This is a genomic window from Catenibacterium sp. co_0103 (assembly GCF_004168205.1).
Taxonomy (GTDB): domain Bacteria; phylum Bacillota_I; class Bacilli_A; order Erysipelotrichales; family Coprobacillaceae; genus Catenibacterium; species Catenibacterium mitsuoka_A.
Genome location: NZ_RCYB01000015.1, coordinates 1 through 24,359, shown reverse-complemented (window position 1 = coordinate 24,359; position 24,359 = coordinate 1). Strand labels below are relative to the sequence as shown.

Annotated in this window: 27 protein-coding genes and 2 pseudogenes; 13 read left to right on the top strand and 16 right to left on the bottom strand. The window is 34.4% G+C overall.

Annotated features, from left to right (window positions below; genetic code table 11):
* Window positions 1-75: 75 nt before the first annotated feature.
* Both EAI80_RS04275 and rbr read left to right on the top strand, forming a co-directional pair.
* Window positions 76-495, top strand: coding sequence for a transcriptional repressor (locus EAI80_RS04275; RefSeq protein ID WP_129981049.1), 420 nt, complete (start codon window positions 76-78; stop codon window positions 493-495).
* Window positions 488-1,072 carry a rubrerythrin gene (gene rbr, locus EAI80_RS04270; protein ID WP_129981048.1) on the top strand — a complete coding sequence of 195 codons (585 nt, stop codon included), beginning with the start codon at window positions 488-490 and terminating at the stop codon, window positions 1,070-1,072. Before EAI80_RS04275 ends, rbr begins: the two co-directional genes overlap by 8 nt.
* A 68-nt stretch (window positions 1,073-1,140) precedes the next feature.
* On the opposite strand, the gene EAI80_RS04265 is transcribed toward rbr, so the two are convergent.
* Genes EAI80_RS04265 through aroE form a run of 6 tightly spaced genes read right to left on the bottom strand, consistent with a single transcriptional unit; the run spans window position 1,141 to window position 5,236 of the window.
* A complete protein-coding gene (locus EAI80_RS04265; RefSeq protein ID WP_129981047.1) occupies window positions 1,141-1,974 on the bottom strand; it encodes a bifunctional 5,10-methylenetetrahydrofolate dehydrogenase/5,10-methenyltetrahydrofolate cyclohydrolase in 834 nt (277 codons plus the stop codon).
* Entirely contained in the window at window positions 1,968-2,600 is a 633-nt protein-coding gene (locus tag EAI80_RS04260; protein ID WP_129981046.1) for a cyclodeaminase/cyclohydrolase family protein, read from the bottom strand. The genes EAI80_RS04265 and EAI80_RS04260 overlap by 7 nt, the downstream gene beginning before the upstream one ends.
* Window positions 2,601-2,660: 60 nt before the next feature.
* Entirely contained in the window at window positions 2,661-3,290 is a 630-nt protein-coding gene (locus EAI80_RS04255; protein WP_129981045.1) for a TIGR01906 family membrane protein, read from the bottom strand.
* Window positions 3,277-3,789 carry a tRNA (cytidine(34)-2'-O)-methyltransferase gene (locus EAI80_RS04250; protein WP_006504316.1) on the bottom strand — a complete coding sequence of 171 codons (513 nt, stop codon included), beginning with the start codon at window positions 3,787-3,789 and terminating at the stop codon, window positions 3,277-3,279. The genes EAI80_RS04255 and EAI80_RS04250 overlap by 14 nt, the downstream gene beginning before the upstream one ends.
* Window positions 3,789-4,382, bottom strand: coding sequence for an XTP/dITP diphosphatase (locus EAI80_RS04245; protein WP_129981044.1), 594 nt, complete (start codon window positions 4,380-4,382; stop codon window positions 3,789-3,791). The genes EAI80_RS04250 and EAI80_RS04245 overlap by 1 nt, the downstream gene beginning before the upstream one ends.
* Window positions 4,379-5,236 (bottom strand): shikimate dehydrogenase, encoded by an 858-nt coding sequence (gene aroE, locus EAI80_RS04240; RefSeq protein ID WP_238634399.1) that lies wholly within the window; start codon window positions 5,234-5,236, stop codon window positions 4,379-4,381. The genes EAI80_RS04245 and aroE overlap by 4 nt, the downstream gene beginning before the upstream one ends.
* A gap of 95 nt (window positions 5,237-5,331) precedes the next feature.
* Between aroE and chbG the strand changes: the two genes are divergently transcribed.
* Entirely contained in the window at window positions 5,332-6,066 is a 735-nt protein-coding gene (gene chbG / locus EAI80_RS04235; RefSeq protein ID WP_129981042.1) for a chitin disaccharide deacetylase, read from the top strand.
* A gap of 57 nt (window positions 6,067-6,123) precedes the next feature.
* Window positions 6,124-7,311, top strand: a complete 1,188-nt coding sequence (locus EAI80_RS04230; protein WP_129981041.1) for a PLP-dependent aminotransferase family protein — start codon at window positions 6,124-6,126, stop codon at window positions 7,309-7,311.
* Between the two features lie 28 nt (window positions 7,312-7,339).
* On the opposite strand, the gene groL is transcribed toward EAI80_RS04230, so the two are convergent.
* The 6 genes from groL to EAI80_RS04200 all read right to left on the bottom strand — a co-directional run bounded on the left by groL (window position 7,340) and on the right by EAI80_RS04200 (window position 14,013).
* Complete coding sequence (gene groL / locus EAI80_RS04225) at window positions 7,340-8,959, bottom strand: chaperonin GroEL (RefSeq protein WP_129981040.1); 1,620 nt, start codon at window positions 8,957-8,959, stop codon at window positions 7,340-7,342.
* A 12-nt stretch (window positions 8,960-8,971) separates the two neighbouring features.
* On the bottom strand, window positions 8,972-9,232 hold the full coding sequence (locus tag EAI80_RS04220) for a co-chaperone GroES (protein ID WP_006504310.1): 261 nt from the start codon (window positions 9,230-9,232) through the stop codon (window positions 8,972-8,974).
* Between the two features lie 142 nt (window positions 9,233-9,374).
* Window positions 9,375-10,397: a lysylphosphatidylglycerol synthase transmembrane domain-containing protein gene (locus tag EAI80_RS04215; protein ID WP_129981039.1), complete on the bottom strand. Its 1,023-nt coding sequence runs from the start codon at window positions 10,395-10,397 to the stop codon at window positions 9,375-9,377.
* 84 nt (window positions 10,398-10,481) lie between these two features.
* Complete coding sequence (locus EAI80_RS04210; RefSeq protein ID WP_129981038.1) at window positions 10,482-11,279, bottom strand: metallophosphoesterase; 798 nt, start codon at window positions 11,277-11,279, stop codon at window positions 10,482-10,484.
* Window positions 11,279-13,024, bottom strand: a complete 1,746-nt coding sequence (locus tag EAI80_RS04205) for a ribonuclease J (protein WP_022425581.1) — start codon at window positions 13,022-13,024, stop codon at window positions 11,279-11,281. The genes EAI80_RS04210 and EAI80_RS04205 overlap by 1 nt, the downstream gene beginning before the upstream one ends.
* A 128-nt stretch (window positions 13,025-13,152) precedes the next feature.
* The gene (locus EAI80_RS04200) at window positions 13,153-14,013 is read right to left on the bottom strand and encodes a DegV family protein (protein ID WP_129981037.1); all 861 of its coding nucleotides are present in this window, start codon (window positions 14,011-14,013) and stop codon (window positions 13,153-13,155) included.
* A gap of 116 nt (window positions 14,014-14,129) precedes the next feature.
* Here EAI80_RS04200 and EAI80_RS04195 point away from each other — a divergent pair, with 116 nt between their 5' ends.
* The 9 genes from EAI80_RS04195 to EAI80_RS13580 all read left to right on the top strand — a co-directional run bounded on the left by EAI80_RS04195 (window position 14,130) and on the right by EAI80_RS13580 (window position 22,250).
* Window positions 14,130-14,924, top strand: a complete 795-nt coding sequence (locus EAI80_RS04195) for a mechanosensitive ion channel family protein (RefSeq protein WP_161220276.1) — start codon at window positions 14,130-14,132, stop codon at window positions 14,922-14,924.
* A gap of 48 nt (window positions 14,925-14,972) precedes the next feature.
* Window positions 14,973-15,281, top strand: coding sequence for a thioredoxin (gene trxA, locus EAI80_RS04190; RefSeq protein ID WP_006504303.1), 309 nt, complete (start codon window positions 14,973-14,975; stop codon window positions 15,279-15,281).
* Window positions 15,282-15,519: 238 nt separating this feature from the next.
* Window positions 15,520-17,130, top strand: coding sequence for a peptide ABC transporter substrate-binding protein (locus tag EAI80_RS04185; protein WP_129981035.1), 1,611 nt, complete (start codon window positions 15,520-15,522; stop codon window positions 17,128-17,130).
* An 87-nt stretch (window positions 17,131-17,217) separates the two neighbouring features.
* Window positions 17,218-18,165, top strand: a complete 948-nt coding sequence (locus tag EAI80_RS04180; RefSeq protein ID WP_006504301.1) for an ABC transporter permease — start codon at window positions 17,218-17,220, stop codon at window positions 18,163-18,165.
* Between the two features lies 1 nt (window position 18,166).
* Window positions 18,167-19,099, top strand: coding sequence for an ABC transporter permease (locus EAI80_RS04175; protein ID WP_129981034.1), 933 nt, complete (start codon window positions 18,167-18,169; stop codon window positions 19,097-19,099).
* Between the two features lie 2 nt (window positions 19,100-19,101).
* Entirely contained in the window at window positions 19,102-20,202 is a 1,101-nt protein-coding gene (locus EAI80_RS04170; protein WP_129981033.1) for an ABC transporter ATP-binding protein, read from the top strand.
* Entirely contained in the window at window positions 20,189-21,142 is a 954-nt protein-coding gene (locus EAI80_RS04165) for an ATP-binding cassette domain-containing protein (protein ID WP_129981032.1), read from the top strand. Before EAI80_RS04170 ends, EAI80_RS04165 begins: the two co-directional genes overlap by 14 nt.
* A 226-nt stretch (window positions 21,143-21,368) precedes the next feature.
* The gene (locus tag EAI80_RS13585) at window positions 21,369-21,680 is read left to right on the top strand and encodes an AAA family ATPase (RefSeq protein WP_202976599.1); all 312 of its coding nucleotides are present in this window, start codon (window positions 21,369-21,371) and stop codon (window positions 21,678-21,680) included.
* A gap of 54 nt (window positions 21,681-21,734) precedes the next feature.
* Window positions 21,735-22,250, top strand: coding sequence for a hypothetical protein (locus EAI80_RS13580; RefSeq protein WP_202976598.1), 516 nt, complete (start codon window positions 21,735-21,737; stop codon window positions 22,248-22,250).
* Between the two features lie 172 nt (window positions 22,251-22,422).
* Here EAI80_RS13580 and EAI80_RS04155 read toward each other — a convergent pair whose 3' ends face one another.
* The 4 genes and pseudogenes from EAI80_RS04155 to EAI80_RS13325 form a co-directional block, all read right to left on the bottom strand.
* Window positions 22,423-22,755, bottom strand: a complete 333-nt coding sequence (locus tag EAI80_RS04155; RefSeq protein WP_129981031.1) for a type II toxin-antitoxin system RelE/ParE family toxin — start codon at window positions 22,753-22,755, stop codon at window positions 22,423-22,425.
* Window positions 22,745-23,002, bottom strand: a complete 258-nt coding sequence (locus EAI80_RS04150; RefSeq protein ID WP_129981030.1) for a type II toxin-antitoxin system Phd/YefM family antitoxin — start codon at window positions 23,000-23,002, stop codon at window positions 22,745-22,747. The genes EAI80_RS04155 and EAI80_RS04150 overlap by 11 nt, the downstream gene beginning before the upstream one ends.
* A gap of 92 nt (window positions 23,003-23,094) precedes the next feature.
* Window positions 23,095-23,495 (bottom strand): annotated as a pseudogene (locus EAI80_RS04145) (ATP-binding protein); the annotation flags it as partial.
* A 645-nt stretch (window positions 23,496-24,140) separates the two neighbouring features.
* Window positions 24,141-24,359: pseudogene (locus EAI80_RS13325) on the bottom strand (hypothetical protein); the annotation flags it as partial.

The window sequence follows — 24,359 nt, the reverse complement described above, 5'->3', positions numbered from 1 at the left end:
CCATCTGGCTTGCATTCTTACTAGTAAATAGTATACTAATAGTAGTAATCATTACTGATTAGGAGAGGAGGACATATGGCGGAGACAAAACTTAGAAGATCTAAGCGGCGAGATACGATATATGATATGCTTGTGAATGATCATACGCATCCTACAGCAGAAGTTATTTATTCTCATGTAAGAAGAAGCATTCCGGATATATCACTAGGTACTGTTTATCGTAATCTGAATGTTTTAGTCGAAAATGGGTATATCAGAAAATTAAATATAGATGGTGTGACTGTACATTACGATGGTAATGTGACACCACATCATCATATGGTATGTTCAAAATGTGGAAAGATTGTGGATATACATATTCCACATGGTGCATTTGATGAACTTGTTCATGATATAGAAGAACTAGATCAAGTACGCCTCACACATGTTGATATGTTATTTCAAGGAGTCTGTAATGATTGTAAGAATATGAAGGAGGATAAAGAAGATGTCTAATTTAAAAGGAACTGAAACATTAAAGAATTTAATGGCTGCATTTGCAGGTGAATCACAGGCAAGAAATCGTTATACTTTCTGGTCTAGTATTGCGAAAAAAGAAGGTTATGTAGAAGTGTCTAAAATCTTTGAAGAAACAGCTAACCAGGAAAAAGAACATGCGAAACGTTTGATGAAACTTATGAACACTGCTGCTCAGGGAGAAACATTACCTGTTGCTGGTGAATTCCCAGTATTAATGGGGACAACTGTAGAAAACTTAAAAGCTGCAGCTGCTGGTGAAAACGAAGAATGGACACATATGTATCCAGAATTTGCTAAGAAAGCTGAAGAAGAAGGATTACCTGAAATCGCAGCTATCTTAAGAGCTATCGCTATGGCTGAAAAGATGCATGAAGAAAGATACTTAAAACTTGCTAAACAGATTGAAGACGGCACAGTATTCAAGAAAGATCATAAAGTACTATGGAAATGTAACAACTGTGGATTTGTAGTAGAATCTTTAGAAGCTCCTACAGTATGCCCAGCTTGTAACCATCCACAGGCTTACTTTGAAGAATACAAATTCTTTGAATAATATAATTGTGTGCAAAGACAGCGAAAGCTGTCTTTTATTATACGAAAAAAAGACCTCGAAAGAGGTCTTTAACGCATTTTAGCTGCCTGGATTAAATGTTTTGCAAGTACTGCAGTTGTGATGGTACCAACACCACCAGGAACAGGTGTAGCGGCAGAGGCTTTGCCATCAAGAGTCGAATAGTCTACATCACCACATAACTTACCATTATCATCCACATTGATTCCTACATCAATCATCACGGCATCCTGTCCACAATAATCACTATTTAACATCTTTGCACGTCCTGCAGCTGCAATCACAATCTCTGCATCAGAACATGTCTTCTTTAAATCAACAGTTCTTGTATGAGTCATAGTTACTGTCGCATTCTCTTTAAGAAGCAGCATAGACACAGGTTTACCTACAACCATACTTCTTCCTACAACAGTCACTCTTTTACCTGTTAACTCAATATCATATGCCTTTAATACTTCAATAACTGCTTCTGCAGTACATGGAGAAAATCCAGTTGTATCTCCCGCAAACACCTTCGCAATATTAATAGGAGAAATACCATCTAAATCCTTTTTAGGATCAATCATATTTTCAATATCTTTTTCATTAATAGTACGAGGAAGTGGTCTTAATAATAAGATTCCTGTCACTTCATCATCTTCATTAATATCTTTAAAAGCATTCTTGAAGTCTTCATCACTGATATCCTGTGGGAAAACATAAGAAGCCACATCTAAACCAAATGACTTTAATTTCTTAGTTGCACCACGCTCATAACTCATATCATCAGGATTTTCTCCTACTCTCACAATCGCAAGCTTAGGTACAAAAGATAATGTTTCTAACTCTTTTGATACATATTCTTTAATCCCATCAGAAACCTTTTTTCCTCTTAACTCTAACATGACGCTCCTCCTAACTTTTTAATAACACTATTAGTTATTTCATCTGCAAGCAGTTGCCCTTCAACTAATAGCTTCTCAGCACGTTTATTCATCTTCTCAGCCATTTCTCTATTCTTCATAGACTTCGTATTAATATAGACATTCATAATAGAACCAGTCAACGCACTACGCAAACATTGTACACCAACACCTACATCACTGATTGCCATCACTGAACCTTTCTCATTTAAAGTAGAAAATAACTTTAAAGACTGATAACTTAAATCCATGATCTGTAATGGTACAAGAGATGCATCCAATAAACATGACTCCATCACAAACTCTTTATGTTTCTTTTCTTCCTCAGTATTCTTAGGAAGTCTATAAGCCTCTGCAAGAGGCTTGAAGTTTTCTGCATCATCATCTACAGAAGTTACAAGCTTCTTCTTTAAGTCTTCTAACTTCTCTATGATTTCTCTTATTTCATCTTCTACATCTTTATATTTCTTCTTACCTACAGTTAAGTTACCTACCATGAGTCCTAAAGCACATCCAATAGCGCCTACTAGTCCTGAAGCACCTCCACCACCAGGAGTAGGTGAAGATGAAGATAACTCATCTAAGAAGTCTTTAATCATTTCTTTCATTTATAACTCCTTCATATGAAAAGACACGAGAATCTCGTGTCTATTTTTCATAAATTATACTCATTTATTTGTATTAATGCAATTAATATGTTTGAAATATATACCTAAATTAATAAGAACACCTATTCCAATTAAACTAAATAGCGCAATCCCCAATGTCACAAAATAACTTTCAGGAAAGATATTGATAATAGGATCAATATCAGGATTAATCAGCCAGTAGTTATTGTTGAAAAGGATATGATGCATCATTGTGAATGCCCCGTCAAAATCAACATAGGCTGTTCCACCTACAATAAATACGAGTCCTAAAGTAGTGAATCCTGCCCACTTAAATGGTCTATAATCTTTCTCTTTGACTGTAGAGTAAATGAGATAAATAGTTCCAATAAGTATCACTAACCCAATCACTTCTAAACGATTCATTAATACTTTTACTTCATAAAAATGAAAAGCAGTATTCTTAGTCATAGGAAAAGCAGGGGTAGAAAGTGCTTTATGAGAGAATAGACTTAAATAGTGAATGATTGTCATATAACTTTCTCTTACAACCTTTTCACTTACCCCAATATTAGAGGCTATTAATGAAGAAGGATAGAGTACAGGCACAAATGTGACTAAGAGAATAGCACAATCAATAATCAAAAAAGTCAAACATACAGTTAAAAGAATACCTTTAAATTTCTTCATTGTATAAGAAGTCTTCTCCCTTTTGAACTTCTACTGTAGATAAATCAGGATAACCTTGCTGTCTTAATGCTTCATAAACACCAATGGCTACAGTATTAGATAAGTTCAAACTACGTGAATCTCCATACATAGGAATACGTACACAATCATCAATATACTTCTTTAAGATATCATGAGGAATACCATCATGCTCATGACCAAAGAAAAGATAGTGTTCACCTTCCTGTTTAAAATCATCTTCACTATAAACTTTCTTAGAATAACGTGTAAAGAAATGATAAATACCAGGATTCTCTTTTTCAAACTCTTCAAAGTTTTCATACACTTTAAAAGTGAGGTGATCAAAATAATCCATAACTGCTCTTTTCATTCTTGGATCATTTAACTTAAACCCTGTAGGTTTAATAATATGTAAAGGTGTATGTGTCGCTGCACATGTTCTCATAATATTACCTGTATTTTGTGGAATCGCAGGATGTACTAATACAACATGATTCATTACTTATGTGCCTCCTCTAAATAATCATATAAAGCTTTTAATGCCTTTGCACGATGAGAGACTTTATTCTTTTCTTCCATAGTCATCACTGCAGAAGTCTTCTTTAATGGTGGATAATAGAAAATAGGATCATAACCAAAGCCATTTTCACCATCAATACAATCATTGATTTCTCCTTCAAAAGTACCTAAGAAAGTCTTTGTTTCTTCATCAGGAATAGCCAAAGCCATCGCACATACGAAACGTGCTGTCTTATCTTCTTTATCTTTTACAGCATCAATAATCCACTGATTCTTAATATCATAACTTGTATCTTCACCCATAAAACGAGAAGAATAAATACCAGGTTGTTTATCTAATGCATCTACTTCTAAACCAGAATCGTCTGCAAGAGTAGGCATATGAATCATATTCATCACTGTTTCAGCCTTAATCACTGCATTTTCAGTAAAAGTAGTCCCTGTTTCTTCAATATCAGGATTATAACCTAATACATCTTTAATAGACTTTACTTCAATCCCTAACTTTTCCAACATTGCGGAAATCTCTTTAAGTTTTCCTTTATTTGTTGTTGCAACTACGATCTCTTTCATTCGCTTTCCTCCATTCCTAACGCTACTTTGACTTCATGAATAGGCATATCCTTTCCTGTCCAGAATTTAAAAGAACATGCACCCTGATAGACAATCATACGTTCTCCATTCATATAATCAAGACCTCTTTGTCTTGCATAACTTAATAGCTTTGTTTCCTTAGGGTTATAAATAATATCAGCTACTTTTAAACCATCAGGTAACATATCAGCACTCTCAATTATACATCCTTCAGGATGAGGTGCCATACCAACACTTGTTGTATTAACTAATAAATAAGTATCCTTTAAATCTTCCTTTATACTTTCCTGATCAATTTTCTTTAAAGTAATAGGGCAGTCTAATTTCTTATTGAGTTCTTTAATAAATGGCTTATCAGAACGATTATAAACTACTATCTCTTTAGCACCAGCCAAAGCAAGAGAAATAATAATGGCACTTGCTGCACCACCAGCACCAAGCACTACAATCTTGTGTTTCGCAATACCCCATCCTTTATCACGGCAGGCCATCACAAAACCTTCTCCATCAGTAATATGACCAATGAGTTTACCATTCTCATTCTTTACAGTATTGATACTCTTCGCAAGTCTTGCCTGTGTTGTGAGTTCATCCATATATTTCATCATATCCTGTTTATAAGGCATAGAAATATTGTATCCCTTAATAGGTAATGTCTTAACGGACGTAATATAATCATCTAACTGATCTTTAGTCACTTCAAATGCAAGATAAACATCATTAATACCTAATGTTTGAAATGCAGTATTATGCATCATTGGTGAAAAAGAATGTTTAATAGGATTTGCGACAACCCCATATAAACCTGTATATCCAGTAATTGTATTTTTCATAACGGTCTCCTTTTGACTTGTATTATACATCATTTTCTCGATATGTGTGACTGTTCTTATAATATTTAGTACAATGGATTCTAGAGGTGAAAAGTATGATCAAGAAATTAATTATTAATGCTGATGATTTTGGTATGTGTGAAGGAAACTCCCTAGGTATCCTTCTTGCTCACGAAGAGGGACTTGTAAGTTCCACTACAGTCATGATGAATATGCCATATGCTTTGTGGGCCCTAGACAAGGCAAAGGCTTATCCTGATCTAGGAATTGGTGTTCATTTAACTTTAACTGCTGGTAAACCATTATTACCTGGCAAGAAAAGCTATACAGATGAAGAGGGAAACTTCCTAAGACCAAGTGCTTATGAAGATGAATTCCCAGATGGAGAACCAAATGAAGTCTATGAAGAATGGAAAGCACAGATAGAAGCTTTCATCGCACACACAGGACATCTTCCTACTCATCTAGATTCTCATCACTATGTTCATATGGAGCATAGACAATTAGAAGTCATCAAGCGTTTAGCCAAGGAATATAACCTTCCTATTAGACAAACAAGATATGTGGATGAAAACTACTTCCCAGCACGTTGTGAATTTTATAAAGATGGTGTAAGCTTTGAAACATTCAAAGAAATCTGCTCAACAGAAGGCTATGATACAGTAGAACTTGTTTGTCATCCTGCTTTAGTTGATGAAAGACTCATGAACGTATCTAGCTACAATATGAATCGTATCAAGGAATTAGAATTACTTAAGAGTGATGAATTCAAACAGTACATCAAGGATCACGATATTCAGATTATAACTTACGCAGATATAAAAAAATAATTAGGTGATTTCAAATAATAGTAGTAGAATGAGAAAAAAGTGAATGGAGTGACATATATGAGATACGCAGATAAGATGAAAAACGTAAAAAAATCAGCCATTAGAAGTGTCATGGCTGATGCAAGTGAGAATGGTACGGTAGACTATATTAGTTTTGCGAGTGGATTCCCTGATCCAGAAGCTATTCCACAGGAGAAACTAGAAGAAGTAGGACATAAGATTCTTCAAGAAAAGACTTATGAAGTTTTGCAGTATGGCTCTGCTCAGGGTTATACAGGCTTAATAGAATCTTCTAAGTCATTCATTAATAAGCATGAATGTATATGTACAAGTGATGATGATATTATTATTACAACAGGATCACAGCAGGGCTTAGATCTTGTGTCTAAGATATTCTGTGATGAAGGAGATTATGTTGTAGTAGAGAACCCAAGTTATTTAGGTGCTTTAAACTCATTTAAATGTAATGGGGCAAAGCTGCTTGGTGTTTCTTTAGAAGAAGATGGTGTAAATCTAAAAGAACTAGAAGAAGCCTTTAAGAAAGGACCAAAGGTATTCTATACAATTCCTAACTTCCAGAATCCTACCGGAGTCACAACATCTCTAGAAAAAAGAAAAGAAATCTATAACCTTGCAGTAAAGTATGATGTAGTTATTCTAGAAGATAACCCTTATGGTTATTTACGTATTACAGGAGAAGAAGTTCCTTCTATTAAATCTTTAGATCAAGACCATCGTGTTGTTTATGCAGCCAGTCTTTCTAAGATTATTTCACCAGGTATGCGTACAGGAATCATCTGTGCAAGTAAAGATATTATCTCTAAACTCTTTATGGCTAAACAATCAGGAGATAACCATACAAACAATCTTTCACAATATATGATGGATGCTTTCTTAAGAGAAACAGATATGGATGCACATATTAAACATTTACAGTCTCTTTATGCAAAGAAATGTAACTTCATGTTAGAGATGATCAAGAAGTATTTCCATCCTTCTATTCATGTCATTGAACCAGAAGGTGGTATGTTTATATGGTTTGATTTACCTGATGGAGTCAGAATGCCAGAATTCGTTCAGTCTTCTATTAAGAAGCATGTAGCCATCGTACCAGGTAATGAATTCATGGTAGATAGTACTAAGCCATGTCAATCTATTCGTATGAACTTCTCAGCTGCTTCTATGGAGAATATCGAAAAAGGTATTCAGATTCTAGGAGAACTAACATATCAGTTTTGTAAGTAATAAGAAAAGCCAGAATTTCTGGCTTTTTTTAATACATGCCACCTTGTGGCATAACAGGCTGTTGTGGTTCTTCTTTCTTAGGAAGTTCTGCCACACCTGCTTCAGTTGTTAAGAATAAGGCTGAAATACTAGCCGCATTTAATAATGCGCTACGAGTGACTTTAGTAGGATCAATAATACCTGTTTCGAACATATTGACCCAGTCACCTGTCTTTGCATCAAATCCAAAGTCCTTTTCAGCAGTCTTCTGGATAGATACAATTTCTTCTTCATCATAACCAGCATTGATTGCAATCTGAGTAAGAGGCGCAAATAAAGAATTCATAACTACGTTAATACCCTTCTGGATATCTACATTCGTATCTCTGACCTGATTCTTTAATTCTTCATAGGCTTCTACTAACGCAGCACCACCACCAACAACGATACCTTCATCTACAGCGGCCTTAGTCGCATTAAGAGCATCTTCAATTCTTAATTTCTTTTCTTTTAATTCTGCTTCAGTTGTTGCACCGACTTTAATTGTTGCAACACCGTTAGATAATTTACCAATACGTTCTTTTAGGGTCTTCTTTTCATAATCACTCTTAGTATGAGTTAATTGTGTCTTTAATTCTTCTACACGTTTATTCACTGCCTCACTTGAACTATGACCAATAAGAGTAGTATTGTCTTTCTTTACAATCACTTTCTTGATCGTACCAAGATTATCAATAGTTAAATCAGAAAGCTTCATATTAAGCTCCTTGTTGTAGAATTTAGCACCAGTTAATACTGCAATATCCTCCAACATTTCTTTCTGTTTATCACCAAATCCTGGAGCCTTAGTAGCTACGACATTAAAGGCACCTCTTAACTTATTCAATACAAGAGAAGAAATCGCTTCATTCTCATAATCTTCTGCAATAAGTAATAATGGTTTATTAGCCTTTAATACTTGTTCAAGTACTGGAAGGATTTCCTGTAAATTAGTAATCTTCTGATTAGTGACTAAGATGAGTGGGTTATCCATTTCTACTTCCATCTTATCTGTATCACTTACAAAATAAGGAGATACATAACCCTTATCATACTGCATACCTTCATTGACTTCTAATTCATCATCAAAACTATTAGATTCATCTACATTGATAATACCATCTCTACCAACCTTATCCATAGCCTGAGCAATCAATTCACCAATATGACTATTAGAAGAAGAAATAGTCGCAACAGATGCAATATCTCTGCTTGTTTCTACCTTATGAGAATTCTTTAATAATACTTCTGCCACTGCTTTAGAGGCTCTTTCAATACCTTCTCTCATAAGTACAGGGTTTGCACCTTTTTCAACCTGCTTCATACCATTCACAATCATATCTCTTGCAAGAATTGTAGCAGTTGTTGTACCATCACCTGCAATATCATTTGTATTATTGGCTACTTCATATACAAGTTTTGCACCCATATTTTCAAAATGATCTTCTAATTCTATTTCCTTGGCAATAGAAACACCATCATTTGTAATTAAAGGAGAACCATAACTCTTCTCTAATACTACATTTCTACCTTTAGGACCAAGTGTGACACTTACTGCATCAGCAAGAGTATTCACACCTTTCAACATTGATTGACGTGCATCACTAGAAAAACGTATTTCTTTACTCATAGCTTATTCCTCCTATTCAATACATGCGAGAACATCTTTCTCGTCTATCACAATATATTCAACACCATCAAGTTTAACTTTTGTACCTGAGTATTCCTTGAATACAACACGATCTTTTTCTTTTAAATCATTTTCACATTGAGGACCTACTGCCACAACTTCTCCAACAGTAGGAAGACTCTTTGTCTCAGTAGTGAGAATAATACCACTAGCTGTCTTATTTTCTACTTCTTCTTTCTTTAATACGATATTCTTATTTAAAGGTTTCAACATAATTATTCCTCCTTGTTAGCACTCTTTTTATTTGATTGCTAAGAGTATTATAGTTCTTATTAGCACATTGTCAAGAAGAGTGCTAATTCATTTTTGGGCAGATTGGATAAAAGTGCACAAAAAAGCCACTCCTAAGAGTGACTTAATCGTCTTTTCGTTTTGTATCTTTCGCAACGATAAATGTAATCATACCAAGTATTAATCCAAAATAGAAAGAGAAGAAACGCCATAAGAACATAGAACTAGAAGCATTAGCTCTTCCTAAGAAACCAAATAAGATCATATAACATCCTTCACTACCACCTGATGCACCAGGAATAGGGAGAAATGTATTAATTAAATTAATAATAGAAGCCAGTCCTAAGAACTGTACAAATAGGGTAACTGATACTTTTATTCCTAAAGCAAGACATGAAAAGAATGGTGTAGAGTAGATAATAGTAAGTTTCACTATATTACATAATACTGTCTGTAATAAAGCTTTTTTATTTTTCTGTAATACTTTCATCTGTTCTCTAAATTCACCAAAGTAATTCTGAATTCTAAAGCATGTTGATTCATAATCTTTTATAAGTGGTGTTTTAGAAAGAAGATAGACTACTTTATCTATAATAAAGTTCTGGAACTTCTTGCTTTTAGCACCTGCAAATAATAGAAGAGTGACTACCGCATTAATAAGAAATCCAACGGCTGCCATAGAGGATACACCTACACCTTTATCTAAGAAGTAGGCTGAATCCACAATCATAATCACTGCAGTAAAGCCCATAATCACTATTTGATAACTAATAAAGCACATGAGTAAGATACTTGTAGAAATGGCAGGGGAGATTCCCTGGTTATTAAATACAAACACCTGGGCGAACTGTCCTCCTGAAGAAGAAGGAGTTAAACCACTAAATAAAGTACCTACAAGTCCATTCACAAAACCTTCTTTAAGAGTAAAGTCTTTCTTATATAAACGCGCAAAGATCATTGTAGCGAGTCCATCAAATACATAATACATAAACATAATAAAACATAAGATGAATAGCCAGAAAGGATGCGCTGTAGTAATTGTTGTAAATACAGTAGAGACTTCAGAACCTACTGATAAGTATAAAGATATACCACTAATCACAAAAATTAATGCAATATTCAAGATATAGCTCTTCTTTGTTTTCATGGGAATCACCTCATTTCCCTATCTCTATTTTACCAATCTTACTCCTTATATGAAAGTAAAAGAAAAGAGTAGGGATTAAAATCCCTACTCGAATGTAATTATAATAATCTCATTTTCACACAATACTTTAAAATGATAGTTATGACGTGGCGCTACACCATTACTTACAATAAGCTCAGAACCACTTTCTGTATAACTTCCATGATTATAGGTAGTTGCATTATTACACTTTACAAGTGGTCCAATACCAGGGAACCAGATAGTCCCACCATTACTATGTCCAGATAACTGTAAATGTGTATGTCCTTTATTTTGACTAAAACTATCAGGATAATGACTTAAGGTTAAGACAAACCCGTCAGAAGCAGGTATTTCTTCCTGACTATTAATAGATTGTCCATAAAGGGTAAAAGAACTATTACGATAATGAATAGTACGAGCACTGTTATTAAGTACTTCAAATCCACCTTCATTAAGGATATTAGTCACTTCTTCAGCATGTGCATGATCTTCATCACCAAGTACCGCAAACTTACCATAACCTGGCTGGAGCTTCTTTAAGATCTTTTGTACTCTTGCATCCTCAATAGATTTACTTTCATACAGGTCTCCAGTAAATACAACCATATCATAACTTTGATCTTCTATCTCATCTACAATTTGTTCAAAACGATCAATATCTTTAGACGTTGTGATATGTATATCGGATAAATTTACAATCTTAAAGTTTTTAAAACCATCAGGTAATAATCCATTACTATAAGTCATTCTTGTAAAAGAATAATGTGTTCTAGAAAAGAGACATGTATAACCACCAAACAACACCAATGCGAAAACAATAATTGCAAGAATACCAGTACGAATAATTTTCTTTTTCTTCATTATTTCTTATTCATGATGACAGGAATAATCATCGGTCTTCTCTTTGTCTTAGTATAGAAATAAGATGTTAATGTTTCTCTGATTGTATTCTTAATTTCACCAAATGTTGTTTTTTCCTGCAATAAAGCACGTAGCTTACGATCCACAGCCATTTCTGCTCCATAAATCATAGGTTTACTATCTTTCATATAAACAAATCCACGGCTCATAATAACTGGTTTATGAAGTAAGATACCTGCATGAGAATCCATACTAATAAGTACTGCAACCATGCCATCTTCACTTAAAATCTGACGGTCATGTAATACTGCTGTAGATAAACCTGTTAAATCATTACCATCTACATAAATATCATCTGCATGTACGCTTCTTGTCTGGAATATCTCATGATCCTTTAAGCATAAACAATCCCCATTACTTAATACAAATGCATGATCAGGCTTTCCGCCTACTTCTTCATATAATTTTTTATGTATACAAAGCATTTTATGTTCACCATGAACTGGGAAGAAGTATTTAGGCTTAGTAAGAAGCATCATGAGCTTCTGTTCTTCCTGAGAAGCATGTCCAGAAGTATGAAGGTTACTAATCATAGAGTTTTCTAGAACTCTTGCTCCAGAACGATATAACTTATTAATTAAACGTGATACAGAAGATTGGTTACCAGGAATAGGGTTAGATGAGAATAATACAGTATCACCAGGTTTAATCTTAATCTGACGATGTGTACCATTCGCAATTCTATTTAATGCAGCAAGTGCCTCACCCTGAGATCCAGTACATAGAATTAGTATTTCATTATCAGGAAGATGTTTTGCTTCATCATTCTTAATAAAGAAACGATCAGGACACTTGATATAACCCATCTTTCTTGCAACATCAATATTGTTGACCATTGAACGTCCATATACAAGAATCTTACGATTAAACTTAACAGCAGCTTCTACAATCTGCTGTACTCTATGTATATTAGATGCGAATGTTGCAACAATAATACGTCCTTCAGTCTTTCTGAATTCTTCCTGTACCTGTCCTGCAACAGTCTTTTCACTAATAGAGAATGTAGGTACTTCTGCGTTCGTACTATCACTCATTAATAAATCAACACCTGTTTCACCTAAGAAACTCATAATCTGATAATCAGCAGGATTAGCAACTGGAGATAAATCAAACTTAAAGTCACCTGTTTCTACAATACGACCATCAGGTGTATTTACAATAATCCCCATAGATTCAGGAATAGAATGGTTTGTATTAAAGAAACCAATATTAAAATATTTAGTTTTGATAGAACTTTCATGGTTAATAGGAATCATCTTAGTTACATGTGTAAGATGGTGTTCCTCTAGTTTTCTTCTAATCATGGCACAAGCCAATGGAGAAGCATAAATAAATGGTATATTCACTAGTCTTAATAAGAAAGGAATACCCCCAATATGGTCTTCATGGCCATGTGTAATAAATAATCCCTTGATCTTTTTATTATTCTTTCTTAAATAAGTATAATCTGGAATAACATAATCAATCCCAGGAAGACCTTCAGATGCAAATTTAACACCTGCATCAATAATAATCATTTCATCATTACATTCAATACAGTAAGTATTTTTACCAACCTCATTTAAACCGCCTAATGCGAATATCTTTGTTCCCTGTGTTTTAACATTATGATGTGTAGAAGGGAATCTTCTTTTAGAACGGTGAGGTTTGAATGTCTTTTTCTTTTCAGTATTATCGACTGACATAAATCACTATCCACCTCTTTCTCAAAAATGTAAAATCATTCATTAAAATAATAATATAAAAAAAGTGAATAATCAATGTTGTAAGGGAATACAAGCAAAAATTAAAAAAAGATGTTCTATCGAACATCTTAATAAGAACCTTTCTTATAGGCAGCTACTGCAAGTGAACCTGGACCGATATGGCAGGCAACACTTAATGATAAACGGTCAAAGATGACCTCTTTATCAGGGAATGCTTCTTTCACTTGTTCTAAATAATCTAAAGCAGCTTCTTTATCATAAGAATAAACACATGCTACTTCATAATCATCACCCCAGCCACGATCACTAATATCCTGTTTTACCTGGTCAATCATCATCTTACGAGCTTTTTTCATAGTACGTGAAGTACCATATTTATCTAACTTTTCACCTTGAATAGTAAGAATAGGTTTAATCTTTAATAAACCAGCAAGAGTTGCAGCAGCAGGGGATAAACGTCCACCCTTCTTTAAATATTCAAGTGTATCTACAGTAATATAGATAGTGGCATTCATCTTATTGTTCATAAGATAATCATAAATCTCTTTGGCACTATATCCCTTATCTGCCATAGCAATAGCATCTAGAACATCAGCCTTTTGCGTAGCTGAGATTCTTTGAGAATCCACAACAAATACTTTTCCTTTATACTGATCTTCATCCGCCATCATCATTGCTGTCTGACAACTTCCAGATAAGCCACTGCTCATAGGAATATGAATAATAGCGTCATGTGTTTTTAATATTTCATCCCACTTCTTTGCGATAATACCAATTGTTGGCTGTGAAGTGAATACTTCTGCACCACTCATTAATTTTTCATAGAAATGTTCTTGTGTTAAATTGATATCTTCTTCAAATTCTTTACCATCTATAGTGAAAGGCATCGGAATACAATAGATACCTAATTCTTTTGCTTCTGCCTGTGTAATGCCAGAGTTACTATCTGTCATGATTGCAATTTTCATACAAGGACCTCCTTCAGTCAAACACAATTTTAACAATTTTGAGGAATAAATCAACATTTTCTTGACTAATCAAGTTAGACGAATTACTGTAAATGTACATGAAAGGATTTACAAAAATGGTGAAAAAATACTTAGAAACACTTTATGGCATGGGAGAGAAAGCTCTTCAAGCCCTTATCATTATAGTTATTGGATATATTGTATATAAAATTTTTGATAAGTTATTTACAAAATTTATAGAAAAGTCTTCACAGGATGAAATTGTCTTAAACTTCTTTAAGACAATCATCAAGACAGTCTTTATTGTGATTATTGCGATTATGGCTCTATCACAGCTTGGTATTAATACAAGTTCTATTCTTGCTATATTTACTGCAGCTTCTGCTGCTTTTGCACTTGCTATTAAAGATTCACTTGCCAGTTTCTTTGATGGTATTATCATCTTACTAGCGAAACCTTTTTCAAAAGGAGACCTAATTGAAGTTGCAGGTGTCACAGGAAGAATCCAGGAAATCTCTTTACTCTATACAAATCTACTTACTTTAGATAATAAGAAGATTGTCATTCCTAATTCACAGTTAGCACACTCACCATTAGTGAACTATTCAAGTGAAGAAATGCGTCGTGTAGATTTAAACTTTGATGTTGTAATGGATAGTGATACAGAATTAGTTAAGAAGGTTATTATGGAAGAAGCCTTATCTAATCCTTATTGTCTCCATGATATTCCACCATTTGTGAATATGACAGAATATAAGGATAGTGCATTAACCTTTACACTTAGAGTATGGGCAGCCACAGATGACTATGAAATACTTAGGTGTAGTTTACTTGAAAATATGAATAAGCGTTTCAACGAAGAAGGCATAGAACTTGCCTATACGACCTATGATATTCATCTAAGCAAATAAGTTGCGGAATATTCTTCAATCTGTTTAAATATAGGTGAGGTGAAGAATATGAAAATTGTAGATCAGAACGGTTTTAATGAAGCATTAAACAATAAGTATGTATTAGTAGACTTCTATGCAGACTGGTGTGGCCCTTGTAAGATGGTTGGTCCAGTATTAGAAGAATTAGATGCTGAAAATGATCAGTTAACTGTTGTTAAAGTCAATGTAGACAATGAACTTGATTTAGCATCAAAATACGGTGTCCAGTCAATTCCAAACATGATTTTCTTTAAAGAAGGAAAGGCTGTTACACAGATCATTGGTTTTGCGAATAAGGATGCAATCCTTGATAAAATCAACCCATTTATGGACTAAGAGGCACCTGATTGGTGCCTTTTTTATATGCGTGATTTTTCTTTTTGTGATAATAAATTAAGTGCAAAAAATATTAGAATTAGTCAATTTGTAGAAAAGACAAATAACTAAAATAGATTCATGAAATGCACAAAGATTTATACTAATGAATATTGACATGTATACACAAAGAGTGTAAGATGTTTTTCATGATAGTTGGATGCTATCATACAATTATATCCATTATGGAGGGGAAAATATGAAAACAGTAAAGGTTTTAGTTGCTGCAAGTATGGCAGCGGCATTACTTGCTGGATGTGGAAGCAAAACTGATACAGATACTTTCAGATTTGCAAGTGAATTAGATATCCAGGGTATGGATTCTGCAGTAGTTGATGATGGTATGTCATACAACGCAATCCACGCAATCACAGACGGCTTAACAGCATTAAATGACAAAGGCAAGACTGTTCCAGCATTAGCTAAGAACTGGGATGTAAGTGCTGATGGTAAGACTTACACTTTCCACTTAAAAGATGCTAAGTGGTCAAATGGTGATGAGGTCACTGCCAACGATTTCGTTTATTCTTGGAAGAAAATTATTAAGAATGCAGGTACATATGCTTACATGTTAGGTGATGATGGTGCATCAGTTAAGAATGCGAGTCAGTTGATTGACCTAGGCCCAAAGGCAACTGATGAACAGATGAACACTTTAGGTGTTAAAGCAGCTGATGATAAGACTTTAGTTGTTGAATTAAACAACAAGGTTCCATATTTCACAGACTTAATGGCTTTCCCATGCTACTATCCGCAGAACGAAAAGTTCGTTGAAAAATGTGGTAAGAACTATGGTACTAAACCAGAATACACATTATCTAATGGTGCTTATAAGATGACTAAGTGGATCAAAGGTAACAAAGCAACATTCACTAAGAACGATAAGTACTATGATGCAAAAGCAGTTAAGACTAAGAACCTTGAAATGTTCCTAGTACAGGATCCTAAGACTGCTGCACAGAACTTTGACAATGGTAAAGTTGACTATGCAACAATTAACTCTACATTAGTAGATAAGTATAAAGGTAAAGATACTTTCACAACATTCAATGAAGGTTTCTTATTCTACTTAAACTTAAACTTCCAAGTTAAGACTCTTGCTGATAAGAACGTAAGAGAAGCATTGTCTTACGCAATTAACAGAAAAGACTTATGTGAAAGCGTCTTAAAGGATGGTTCTAGAGCTGCTACTGGTATGGTTCCATCACAGTTATCTAAGAGCCCAGCTGGTAAAGACTTCCGTGATGATGCAGGTGTTCTTGTAGGTTACGATGTTAAGAAGGCTCAGGAATACTTAGATGCAGCTAAGAAAGAATTAGGTACTGATACAATCACAGTTGATTTATTATATGGTACTGATGAATCACCAATGGATACTATGGCTGAATACTTACAGGGTTCATTCACTAAGTTAAAAGGCTTGAAGGTAAACATGGTTGCAACTGTTAAGAAAGACAGAATCTACAACAGAGAAGAACATGGTACTTACGAGATTGCATGTACTCGTTGGGGTCCAGACTACGCTGATCCAACAACTTACTTAAACTTATTCTTGACTGGTAACTCAAATAACTTTGGTAAGTACAGCAATGCTAAAGTTGATTCATTAATGAAACAGGTTCAGACTGAATCAGACTTAAATAAACGTTGGGACTTAATGACTCAGGTAGAAAAGACTGCACTTGATGATTTAGCTTATATTCCAGTATTCGAAAAGGGTGCTGCAGCATTAAAGGCTAAGAATGTAAAAGGACTTGTTCATTCAGCAGTTGGTGTTCCTTATACATTCAAATACGTAACTATTAAATAAGAATAAACAGAACATAGTGAGAATAAACACATTATAGCTCTTGCTATAATGTGTTCTTCTTTTTTAAATGAAAGGTGTGATATTTATATGGATAAATCCATGATTAGGTATATCTTAAAGAGATTGCTTATTTCAGCAATTACTCTATTTGTTATACTAACAGTTCTGTTCATTATGACTCGTTGTATGCCAGGTTCTCCATTCAACTCAGAAAAGTTGAGTCCAGAACAGCAGAAAGTCATTATGGCAAAATATGGTCTTGATAAGCCAGTTCTAGTACAGTATGGTACATACTTAAAGAATATGTTATCAGGCGATTTCGGTGTTTCTTATGTTTTATACAAAGATCAGAATGTTTCTGAATTAGTATTTGACGCAGCTAAGATCTCATTTGCTTATGGTATCGCTGCATGTATCTTAGGTACATTAGTAGGTATGTTACTTGGTATCGTTGCTGCATTAAACAAGAACACTATTTGGGATACAATCGCAACTATTATTTCTATCTTAGGTGTATCTATCCCATCATTCGTATTCGCATTATTACTTGTTATCTTGTTCAGTAATGATCTTCGTATCTTGCCAACAATGTATGATGATATGAATCCAATCTTCTCATCTATATTGCCAGTTATCGCTTTATCTATGAGCGTTATTGCCAACGTAGCTCGTTTCACTCGTACAGAAATGATTTCTGTATTAAATAGTGAATATATGACTCTTGCAATGGCTAAAGGTTTAGATCGTAAGACATTAATCTTCAAGCATGCATTACGTAATGCCTTAATCCCAGTAATCACTATCTTAGGTCCAATCCTAGTTAACTTGATGACTGGTACAATGGTAGTAGAACAGATCTGTTCTGTACCAGGTTTAGGTAAGCTATTAATTAACAGTATTCGTGCCAATGACTACAACATCATCGTTGCATGTTCATTCTTATATGCATTCATGTATATCGTTATGATGTTAGTAATCGATGTATCTTATGGTATTATCGATCCACGTATCCGTTTAGGAAAGGGGGACAACTAAGATGGATGACAAGAAATATGAATTTTTGCCAGATGATTTTGAGTTTATCGGTGATAAACAGAATATCAACATTGATGAAGTTGCTCCTGCAAGACCTGCTTGGAAAGACGTTGTTTACCGTTTTACTCAGAACAAAGGTGCAATCTTTGGTTTAGCTTGTATTATTATCATTGCTTTACTTGCTATCTTTGTACCAATGATTTCTCATTGGAAATATGATGCAATTGATACAAGTATTGCGAATATTTTTCCAAATGGTACTCATTTCTTTGGTACTGATAAATATGGCCGTGACTTGTTCGTAAGAACATGGCAGGGTACTCGTATTTCATTAATTATCGCATTAGTTGCAGTAGTTATTGATATCGTAGTTGGTATGACTTATGGTTTAATTTCTGGTTACTTTGGTGGTTTAATTGACTCTGTCCTTCAGAGAATTCAGGAAATCATCAACTCTATCCCAACACTAGTAGTATTAACTATTCTTTTAACAGTATTAAAGCCTTCTTTATATACCGTTATTCTTGCGTTAATCTTCACTGAATGGATTCCTATGTCTCGTATCACAAGAGCACAGGTATTAAAAATCAAGGAAGATGAATTCATTCTTGCTTCTAGAACATTAGGTGCAAGCAATATCTTTATCTTATTCAAGGAAATCTTACCAAACATCTTTGGTCAGTTAATCATCATGTCTATGATGACTATCCCAAATGCAATATTCTATGAAGCATATCTAGCATTCGTTGGTTTAGGTTTAACTGTACCTCAGGCTTCACTTGGTACTTTGATCAACTCAGGTTTCGAAGTGTTCACAGTATATCCAACTCAGATGACTATCCCAGCTATTATCCTTGCAGTATTGATGTTAGGATTCAACTTATTAGGTGATGGTTTAAGAGATGCACTTGATCCTACTATGAAGGAGATGTAATTATGGCTGACAGAGAAAGAATTTTAAAAATCAGAGACTTAAATATCTCCTTTAAGATTGAAGGTAAGAAAGTGAATGCCATCCGTGGTGTTAACTTAGACCTTTATAAAGGAGAAACAATTGCGATTGTAGGTGAATCTGGTTCGGGTAAATCAGTTACTACAAAAGCTATCATGGGTATCTTAGCTAAGAATGGTAGTATTGAAAGTGGTTCAATCGACTATACTTGGCATGATTCAGATACTGATGAAAAACATACAGTAGATATCACTAAGATGACAGAAAAGGAAATCCAGAAGGAAATCCGTGGTCGTAAGATTGCGATGGTCTTCCAGGATCCAATGACTTCTCTAGACCCAACAATGACAATTGGTAAACAGATCATGGAACCAATGATGTATCATTATGGAACATCTAAAGAAGAAGCATATAAAAAGGCTGTAGAACTTCTTGAAGAAGTAGGAATCACAAATGCAGAAAAACGTATGAAGAACTACCCTCACCAGTTATCTGGTGGTATGAGACAGCGTGTTGTTATCGCAATCGCTTTATCATGTGATCCATATGTATTAATCTGTGACGAACCTACAACAGCCCTAGATGTAACTATCCAGGCTAAGATCCTTGAATTAATTCAGGACTTACAGAAGAAAAAAGGTATTTCAGTTATTTATATCACACATGACTTAGGTGTAGTTGCTAAGGTAGCTGACTTCGTAAACGTTATGTATGCAGGTAAGATTGTAGAAACAGGTTCTATCGAAGATATCTTCTACAGACCTTTACATCCATATACTTGGGGTCTTTTATCAGCAATGCCTGATTTAAATACTGATGATCCAGAATTATATACAATTCCTGGTTCACCACCAAACGTTACAAAAGAAATCAAAGGTGATGCATTCGCACCACGTAATAAATATGCATTAAATATCGATAAGAGAATTGAACCACCTATGTTCAAAGTAGAAGGTTCTACAACTCATAAGGTAGCCAGCTGGTTAATGCATCCAAATGCGCCAAAGGTAGAAATGCCTGAAGCATTAAGAAAGAGAATCGATAACATGATGAAAGAAGGTGTACCAAATAATGGACAAGAATAGTCAGACTCCAATTCTTGAAGTCAAGAATTTAAAACAGTATTTCTATCCAACTAGAAAGTTTACTGTAAAAGCCGTTGATGGTATTTCATTCAAAATCATGCCAGGTGAAACATATGGTTTAGTAGGTGAATCTGGTTCAGGTAAATCTACTACTGGTCGTGCCATTATTAGATTATATGATCCAACTGATGGTCAGATCATCTTCGAAGGTGAAGATATCACTGGTAAGATGTCTAAGAAAGCTCTTAAGACATTACGTACTAAGATGGCTATGATTTTCCAGGATCCAATGGCTTGTTTAAACCCTCGTAAGAAGGTTATTGATATTATTGCTCAGGGTCTTGATATTCATCATGATTATAAAGATGAAAAAGAAAGAGAAGAAAAGGTTTATAAGATTCTTGAGATGGTAGGTCTATCAAAAGAACATGCGAACCGTTTCCCACACCAGTTCTCTGGTGGTCAGAGACAGCGTATTGGTATCGCAAGAGCCTTAATTATGAACCCTGATCTAATCATTGCTGATGAAGCAATCTCAGCCCTAGATGTATCTATTCAGGCACAGGTTGTAAACCTAATGAAGAAGATGCAGAAAGAAACAGGTGCTGCTTACTTATTCATCGCTCATGACTTATCAATGGTTAAATACATCTCTGATAGAATTGGTGTATTACATTTAGGTCACTTAGTAGAAACAGGAACTGCAGATGAAATCTTTAGTAATCCTCTCCATCCATATACAAGATCATTATTATCTGCCATCCCTCATTCTAACCCAAGAGTAGAGAAGGTAAGAAAATCATTCTCTTATGATTATGAAACAAGTGGTCTTGATTATGCGGCTGGTACTCAGCATCAGATTACTGAAACACACTTTGTATTAGGTACTGATGAAGATGTTGTACAGTTCAAGAAAGACGCAGCAAACTTCAAATTATAACTTCAAAAGACTATGACACTTATGTGTGATAGTCTTTTTTTATACTCAAAAATGTTGAGGTACTACACTTATTCGCTGTAAAAAGTGTAGTTGTATCACATTTATTCGTTGTAAAAAGTGTAGAGGTAACACATTTTATCGTTGTAAAAAGTGTAGTGATAACACATTTTTTCGCTGTAAAAAATGTAAAAAGGTGATATAAAGGAATAATAAGGCAGGTGTCTCTATGTGTCGATATGCAATAGAAGAATTATTCAAATGGAAAGAAAAGCCTATTCGTAAGCCAATGATTATACATGGTGCAAGACATGTAGGTAAAACATGGCTGATGAAAGAGTTTGGTAAGAAAGCTTATACTCATACTGTTTATATTAATTTTGAAGATAATGTAACTATGGAAGATTTGTTTTCGTATGATTTAGATACAAAACGTTTGATTACAGGTATGGAACTGTATAGTGGTAAAAAAAATGATCCTGACAACACACTTCTTATATTTGATGAATTACAGGAAGTACCTAGAGCCTTAACTTCTTAAAAATATTTCAATGAAAATGCACCTGAATAGTATATTGTATGCGCCTGTTCATTCATGGGAATTGATTTACATCAAGGGACATCATTTCCAGTAGGTAAAGTAGATCTTATGAACCTCTATCCACTTAGCTATAAGGAATTCTTATTAGCAACTAAACAAATTGATGCTTTGAAGGACTATTATTTTGTAGGTGGTATGCCAGAAGCTGTACAACATTTTGTGAGTCATCATAGTTATGATGAAGTACGCAATATACACAAGAGAATTCTATTAGATTATGAACATGATTTTACACGTCCAAAAATAAGTAAAGTATGGAATAGTATTCTAATACAGATTTCTAATAATACATATGAAGGGAAACGTGGTAAAGGTTTTGATGAGGCAGTTAAGTGGTTAGCTGATTGTGGATTGATATACATAGTGAATCGTGTTAGACAGGTAAAAGCACCCTTGAAAATACATGAGGATTTCAATACATTTCAATTATATCTATTAGATATAGGATTATTAGGATGTATAGCAAAACTTGATGAGCATACACTAAGTAAACAATATATATGTCAGTAGCTTATAGCAACAGAATATGTGAGTATATATTGTACAGATGATACTGATTTCTTGATAGAGAAAGAAGAGGGCATTATTCCTATAAGTGCGCAAAAGACACTATAAAGGAATGGAACTTATCCTGGATCTATAAATAAAAGCATCGATCAACTCGTGAACGGTGCTTACGTAATTAAATATCCAGTTTTATATGAATTTCAGTGATGTTTTGTTTGCCATATACAATACGTAGGATATAAATTATTTTTTCTCTCATATCAGGAAGATAGTACATAATATAATTTCCAATCAGTTTCTTTCGGAGATTTTCTACTTGTAAAAATTCATTGTCTACTGGAGAACCACTTTCAGGAAAAGCTCTTGTTTCGTCAATATTATCCTTTAACTTGTCTACGAAATCAGATGCTGCCTGTGGAGTTGAAAGTTCAACTGCTATATACGAGACAATTCCATCTAAATCAGATTCTGCTCTTTTGGTCAGTCGATATCCAAATTTAGATGCCATACTTGCTCCTTATATTAGAAATTGCAGTGTCTCCTTCTACTGTGTTTCCAGATTTCACATCTTTCAAACCATCCAATATTGTTGTTGCTTCATCCATCTTTCTCATGGTTTTTTCATAATAATCAATGTCCATAACAACCAATCTGCCGTATCCATTCTTGGTTACGAATACAGGACCGTTTTCTTCCGCACAGCGACGTTCTACTTCAACCGTATTTTTTAAATCACGCATCGGAATAATCTGCATACAATCAGCTCCTTTCTTGTGGCTATATTATAATCTATATTTAGCCACGGTGTAAGTGACTGTGAATTATTACGATTAAAAAAATGACACAACCAGACGAATTTTTCCCTTGATCTGCTTTGTAGGTCAGTAAAAAAATGCAGTCTTGTATGGTATCGGCATCATACCATTTATTTTCCAGCATCATACGAGCCAGTTTTTGTCGGTGTAACAACCGCTTGATACGGTCATATCAGTAACGGTAGTAGAGAAAAGCGACCAATGCACAAACACCAGTCGTTATCAGAACCGTAATGGAATTGTAGGCAGTCCAAGTAATTCCGACATGGAGCAGGTTAAAGTCTGTCCAGTCTGTGACAAGGAGCTGTCGCAGATTCAGTAGCAGGAACACCGCAACAAACAGGAGCAACAGCCAGCCGATACAGAAATAATAGACCAGCGATTTATCACTGGCACGAATCCTGTTACCTTTAGATTCTATCCATACTTTCATTAAAACTCCTTTCTTCGGGTATAAGAAAAGCAGTCAATCTTATAGACTAACTGCTCGCATAAATAATAAAATCATTATGTTCAATTTAAGAAAAGTGTTGCTATAGGTTATCTTATTCAGCTAATATACCATAACGATATTGTTGTCGGTATTATTAAACTCACTTCTGTCATCATCTCGTTGACAGCGCCTAACGATTTGCCATCATCAGTAAGATATCTCTTCTCTATAGGAAATACGCAAATGATGCAAAGAAAGTATGGATTGAAGAGGCATTAGAAAAAGGTATCAAGATTGGTGAACCAGATAGTATTGAGGACTATTTTGGAAAATTCAAATTGAGAATCCCTAAGACTCTTATCTAGAAATGACGGCTTACTTTTAAAATAGAAGACAATGACATAAGCATTTACACAGAAACTGTCTAAAGGCAATGTCCGGAGTTCACATTCCGGCTTTTTTGCTTGAGTAAATCTAAAGTATATTTAGTCGCTTGCTTTTTTTAGATATTTCATAGATGTTTCATAAATGATTAGTAGGATGAAATAAAGGAGAAGTGTGAAACAAAAATCAATCAAAACTTATAAAAAAAGACAAACTTAAAAACAAGTTTGAACAATTTAGAAAAAATAGAATAATTGAATATTATGGTTTAGTTAATTTAGAAACATCAAAACCTGATTTCTTAAGAAATTCAATCGCTGATTCTTCTGTTAAAATTTGTTGCTTTATAGGTGGCTTAGGATTTTTAAATGATTCATAATCTGAAGGATTAAATATCCCTCCGGTAAGAATCATATGGTATATACTGACAAGCATCATTCTTGCAATTGCGATAATGGCTTTCTTGTGGCCTCGTCTCTT

Coding starts and splice junctions, on each gene's coding strand:
- EAI80_RS04180 (WP_006504301.1), top strand. CDS start 17,218: ATGGATAAATCCATGATTAGGTATATCTTAAAGAGATTGCTTATTTCA.
- EAI80_RS04200 (WP_129981037.1), bottom strand. CDS start 14,013: ATGAAAATTGCAATCATGACAGATAGTAACTCTGGCATTACACAGGCA.
- EAI80_RS04275 (WP_129981049.1), top strand. CDS start 76: ATGGCGGAGACAAAACTTAGAAGATCTAAGCGGCGAGATACGATATAT.
- trxA (WP_006504303.1), top strand. CDS start 14,973: ATGAAAATTGTAGATCAGAACGGTTTTAATGAAGCATTAAACAATAAG.
- EAI80_RS04250 (WP_006504316.1), bottom strand. CDS start 3,789: ATGAATCATGTTGTATTAGTACATCCTGCGATTCCACAAAATACAGGT.
- EAI80_RS04210 (WP_129981038.1), bottom strand. CDS start 11,279: ATGAAGAAAAAGAAAATTATTCGTACTGGTATTCTTGCAATTATTGTT.
- EAI80_RS04175 (WP_129981034.1), top strand. CDS start 18,167: ATGGATGACAAGAAATATGAATTTTTGCCAGATGATTTTGAGTTTATC.
- EAI80_RS04245 (WP_129981044.1), bottom strand. CDS start 4,382: ATGAAAGAGATCGTAGTTGCAACAACAAATAAAGGAAAACTTAAAGAG.
- EAI80_RS04230 (WP_129981041.1), top strand. CDS start 6,124: ATGAGATACGCAGATAAGATGAAAAACGTAAAAAAATCAGCCATTAGA.
- EAI80_RS04150 (WP_129981030.1), bottom strand. CDS start 23,002: ATGCAGATTATTCCGATGCGTGATTTAAAAAATACGGTTGAAGTAGAA.
- aroE (WP_238634399.1), bottom strand. CDS start 5,236: ATGAAAAATACAATTACTGGATATACAGGTTTATATGGGGTTGTCGCA.
- EAI80_RS04220 (WP_006504310.1), bottom strand. CDS start 9,232: ATGTTGAAACCTTTAAATAAGAATATCGTATTAAAGAAAGAAGAAGTA.
- EAI80_RS04185 (WP_129981035.1), top strand. CDS start 15,520: ATGAAAACAGTAAAGGTTTTAGTTGCTGCAAGTATGGCAGCGGCATTA.
- chbG (WP_129981042.1), top strand. CDS start 5,332: ATGATCAAGAAATTAATTATTAATGCTGATGATTTTGGTATGTGTGAA.
- EAI80_RS04170 (WP_129981033.1), top strand. CDS start 19,102: ATGGCTGACAGAGAAAGAATTTTAAAAATCAGAGACTTAAATATCTCC.
- EAI80_RS13580 (WP_202976598.1), top strand. CDS start 21,735: ATGGGAATTGATTTACATCAAGGGACATCATTTCCAGTAGGTAAAGTA.
- EAI80_RS04205 (WP_022425581.1), bottom strand. CDS start 13,024: ATGTCAGTCGATAATACTGAAAAGAAAAAGACATTCAAACCTCACCGT.
- groL (WP_129981040.1), bottom strand. CDS start 8,959: ATGAGTAAAGAAATACGTTTTTCTAGTGATGCACGTCAATCAATGTTG.
- EAI80_RS13585 (WP_202976599.1), top strand. CDS start 21,369: ATGTGTCGATATGCAATAGAAGAATTATTCAAATGGAAAGAAAAGCCT.
- EAI80_RS04155 (WP_129981031.1), bottom strand. CDS start 22,755: ATGGCATCTAAATTTGGATATCGACTGACCAAAAGAGCAGAATCTGAT.
- EAI80_RS04165 (WP_129981032.1), top strand. CDS start 20,189: ATGGACAAGAATAGTCAGACTCCAATTCTTGAAGTCAAGAATTTAAAA.
- EAI80_RS04255 (WP_129981045.1), bottom strand. CDS start 3,290: ATGAAGAAATTTAAAGGTATTCTTTTAACTGTATGTTTGACTTTTTTG.
- rbr (WP_129981048.1), top strand. CDS start 488: ATGTCTAATTTAAAAGGAACTGAAACATTAAAGAATTTAATGGCTGCA.
- EAI80_RS04195 (WP_161220276.1), top strand. CDS start 14,130: ATGGTGAAAAAATACTTAGAAACACTTTATGGCATGGGAGAGAAAGCT.
- EAI80_RS04265 (WP_129981047.1), bottom strand. CDS start 1,974: ATGTTAGAGTTAAGAGGAAAAAAGGTTTCTGATGGGATTAAAGAATAT.
- EAI80_RS04215 (WP_129981039.1), bottom strand. CDS start 10,397: ATGAAAACAAAGAAGAGCTATATCTTGAATATTGCATTAATTTTTGTG.
- EAI80_RS04260 (WP_129981046.1), bottom strand. CDS start 2,600: ATGAAAGAAATGATTAAAGACTTCTTAGATGAGTTATCTTCATCTTCA.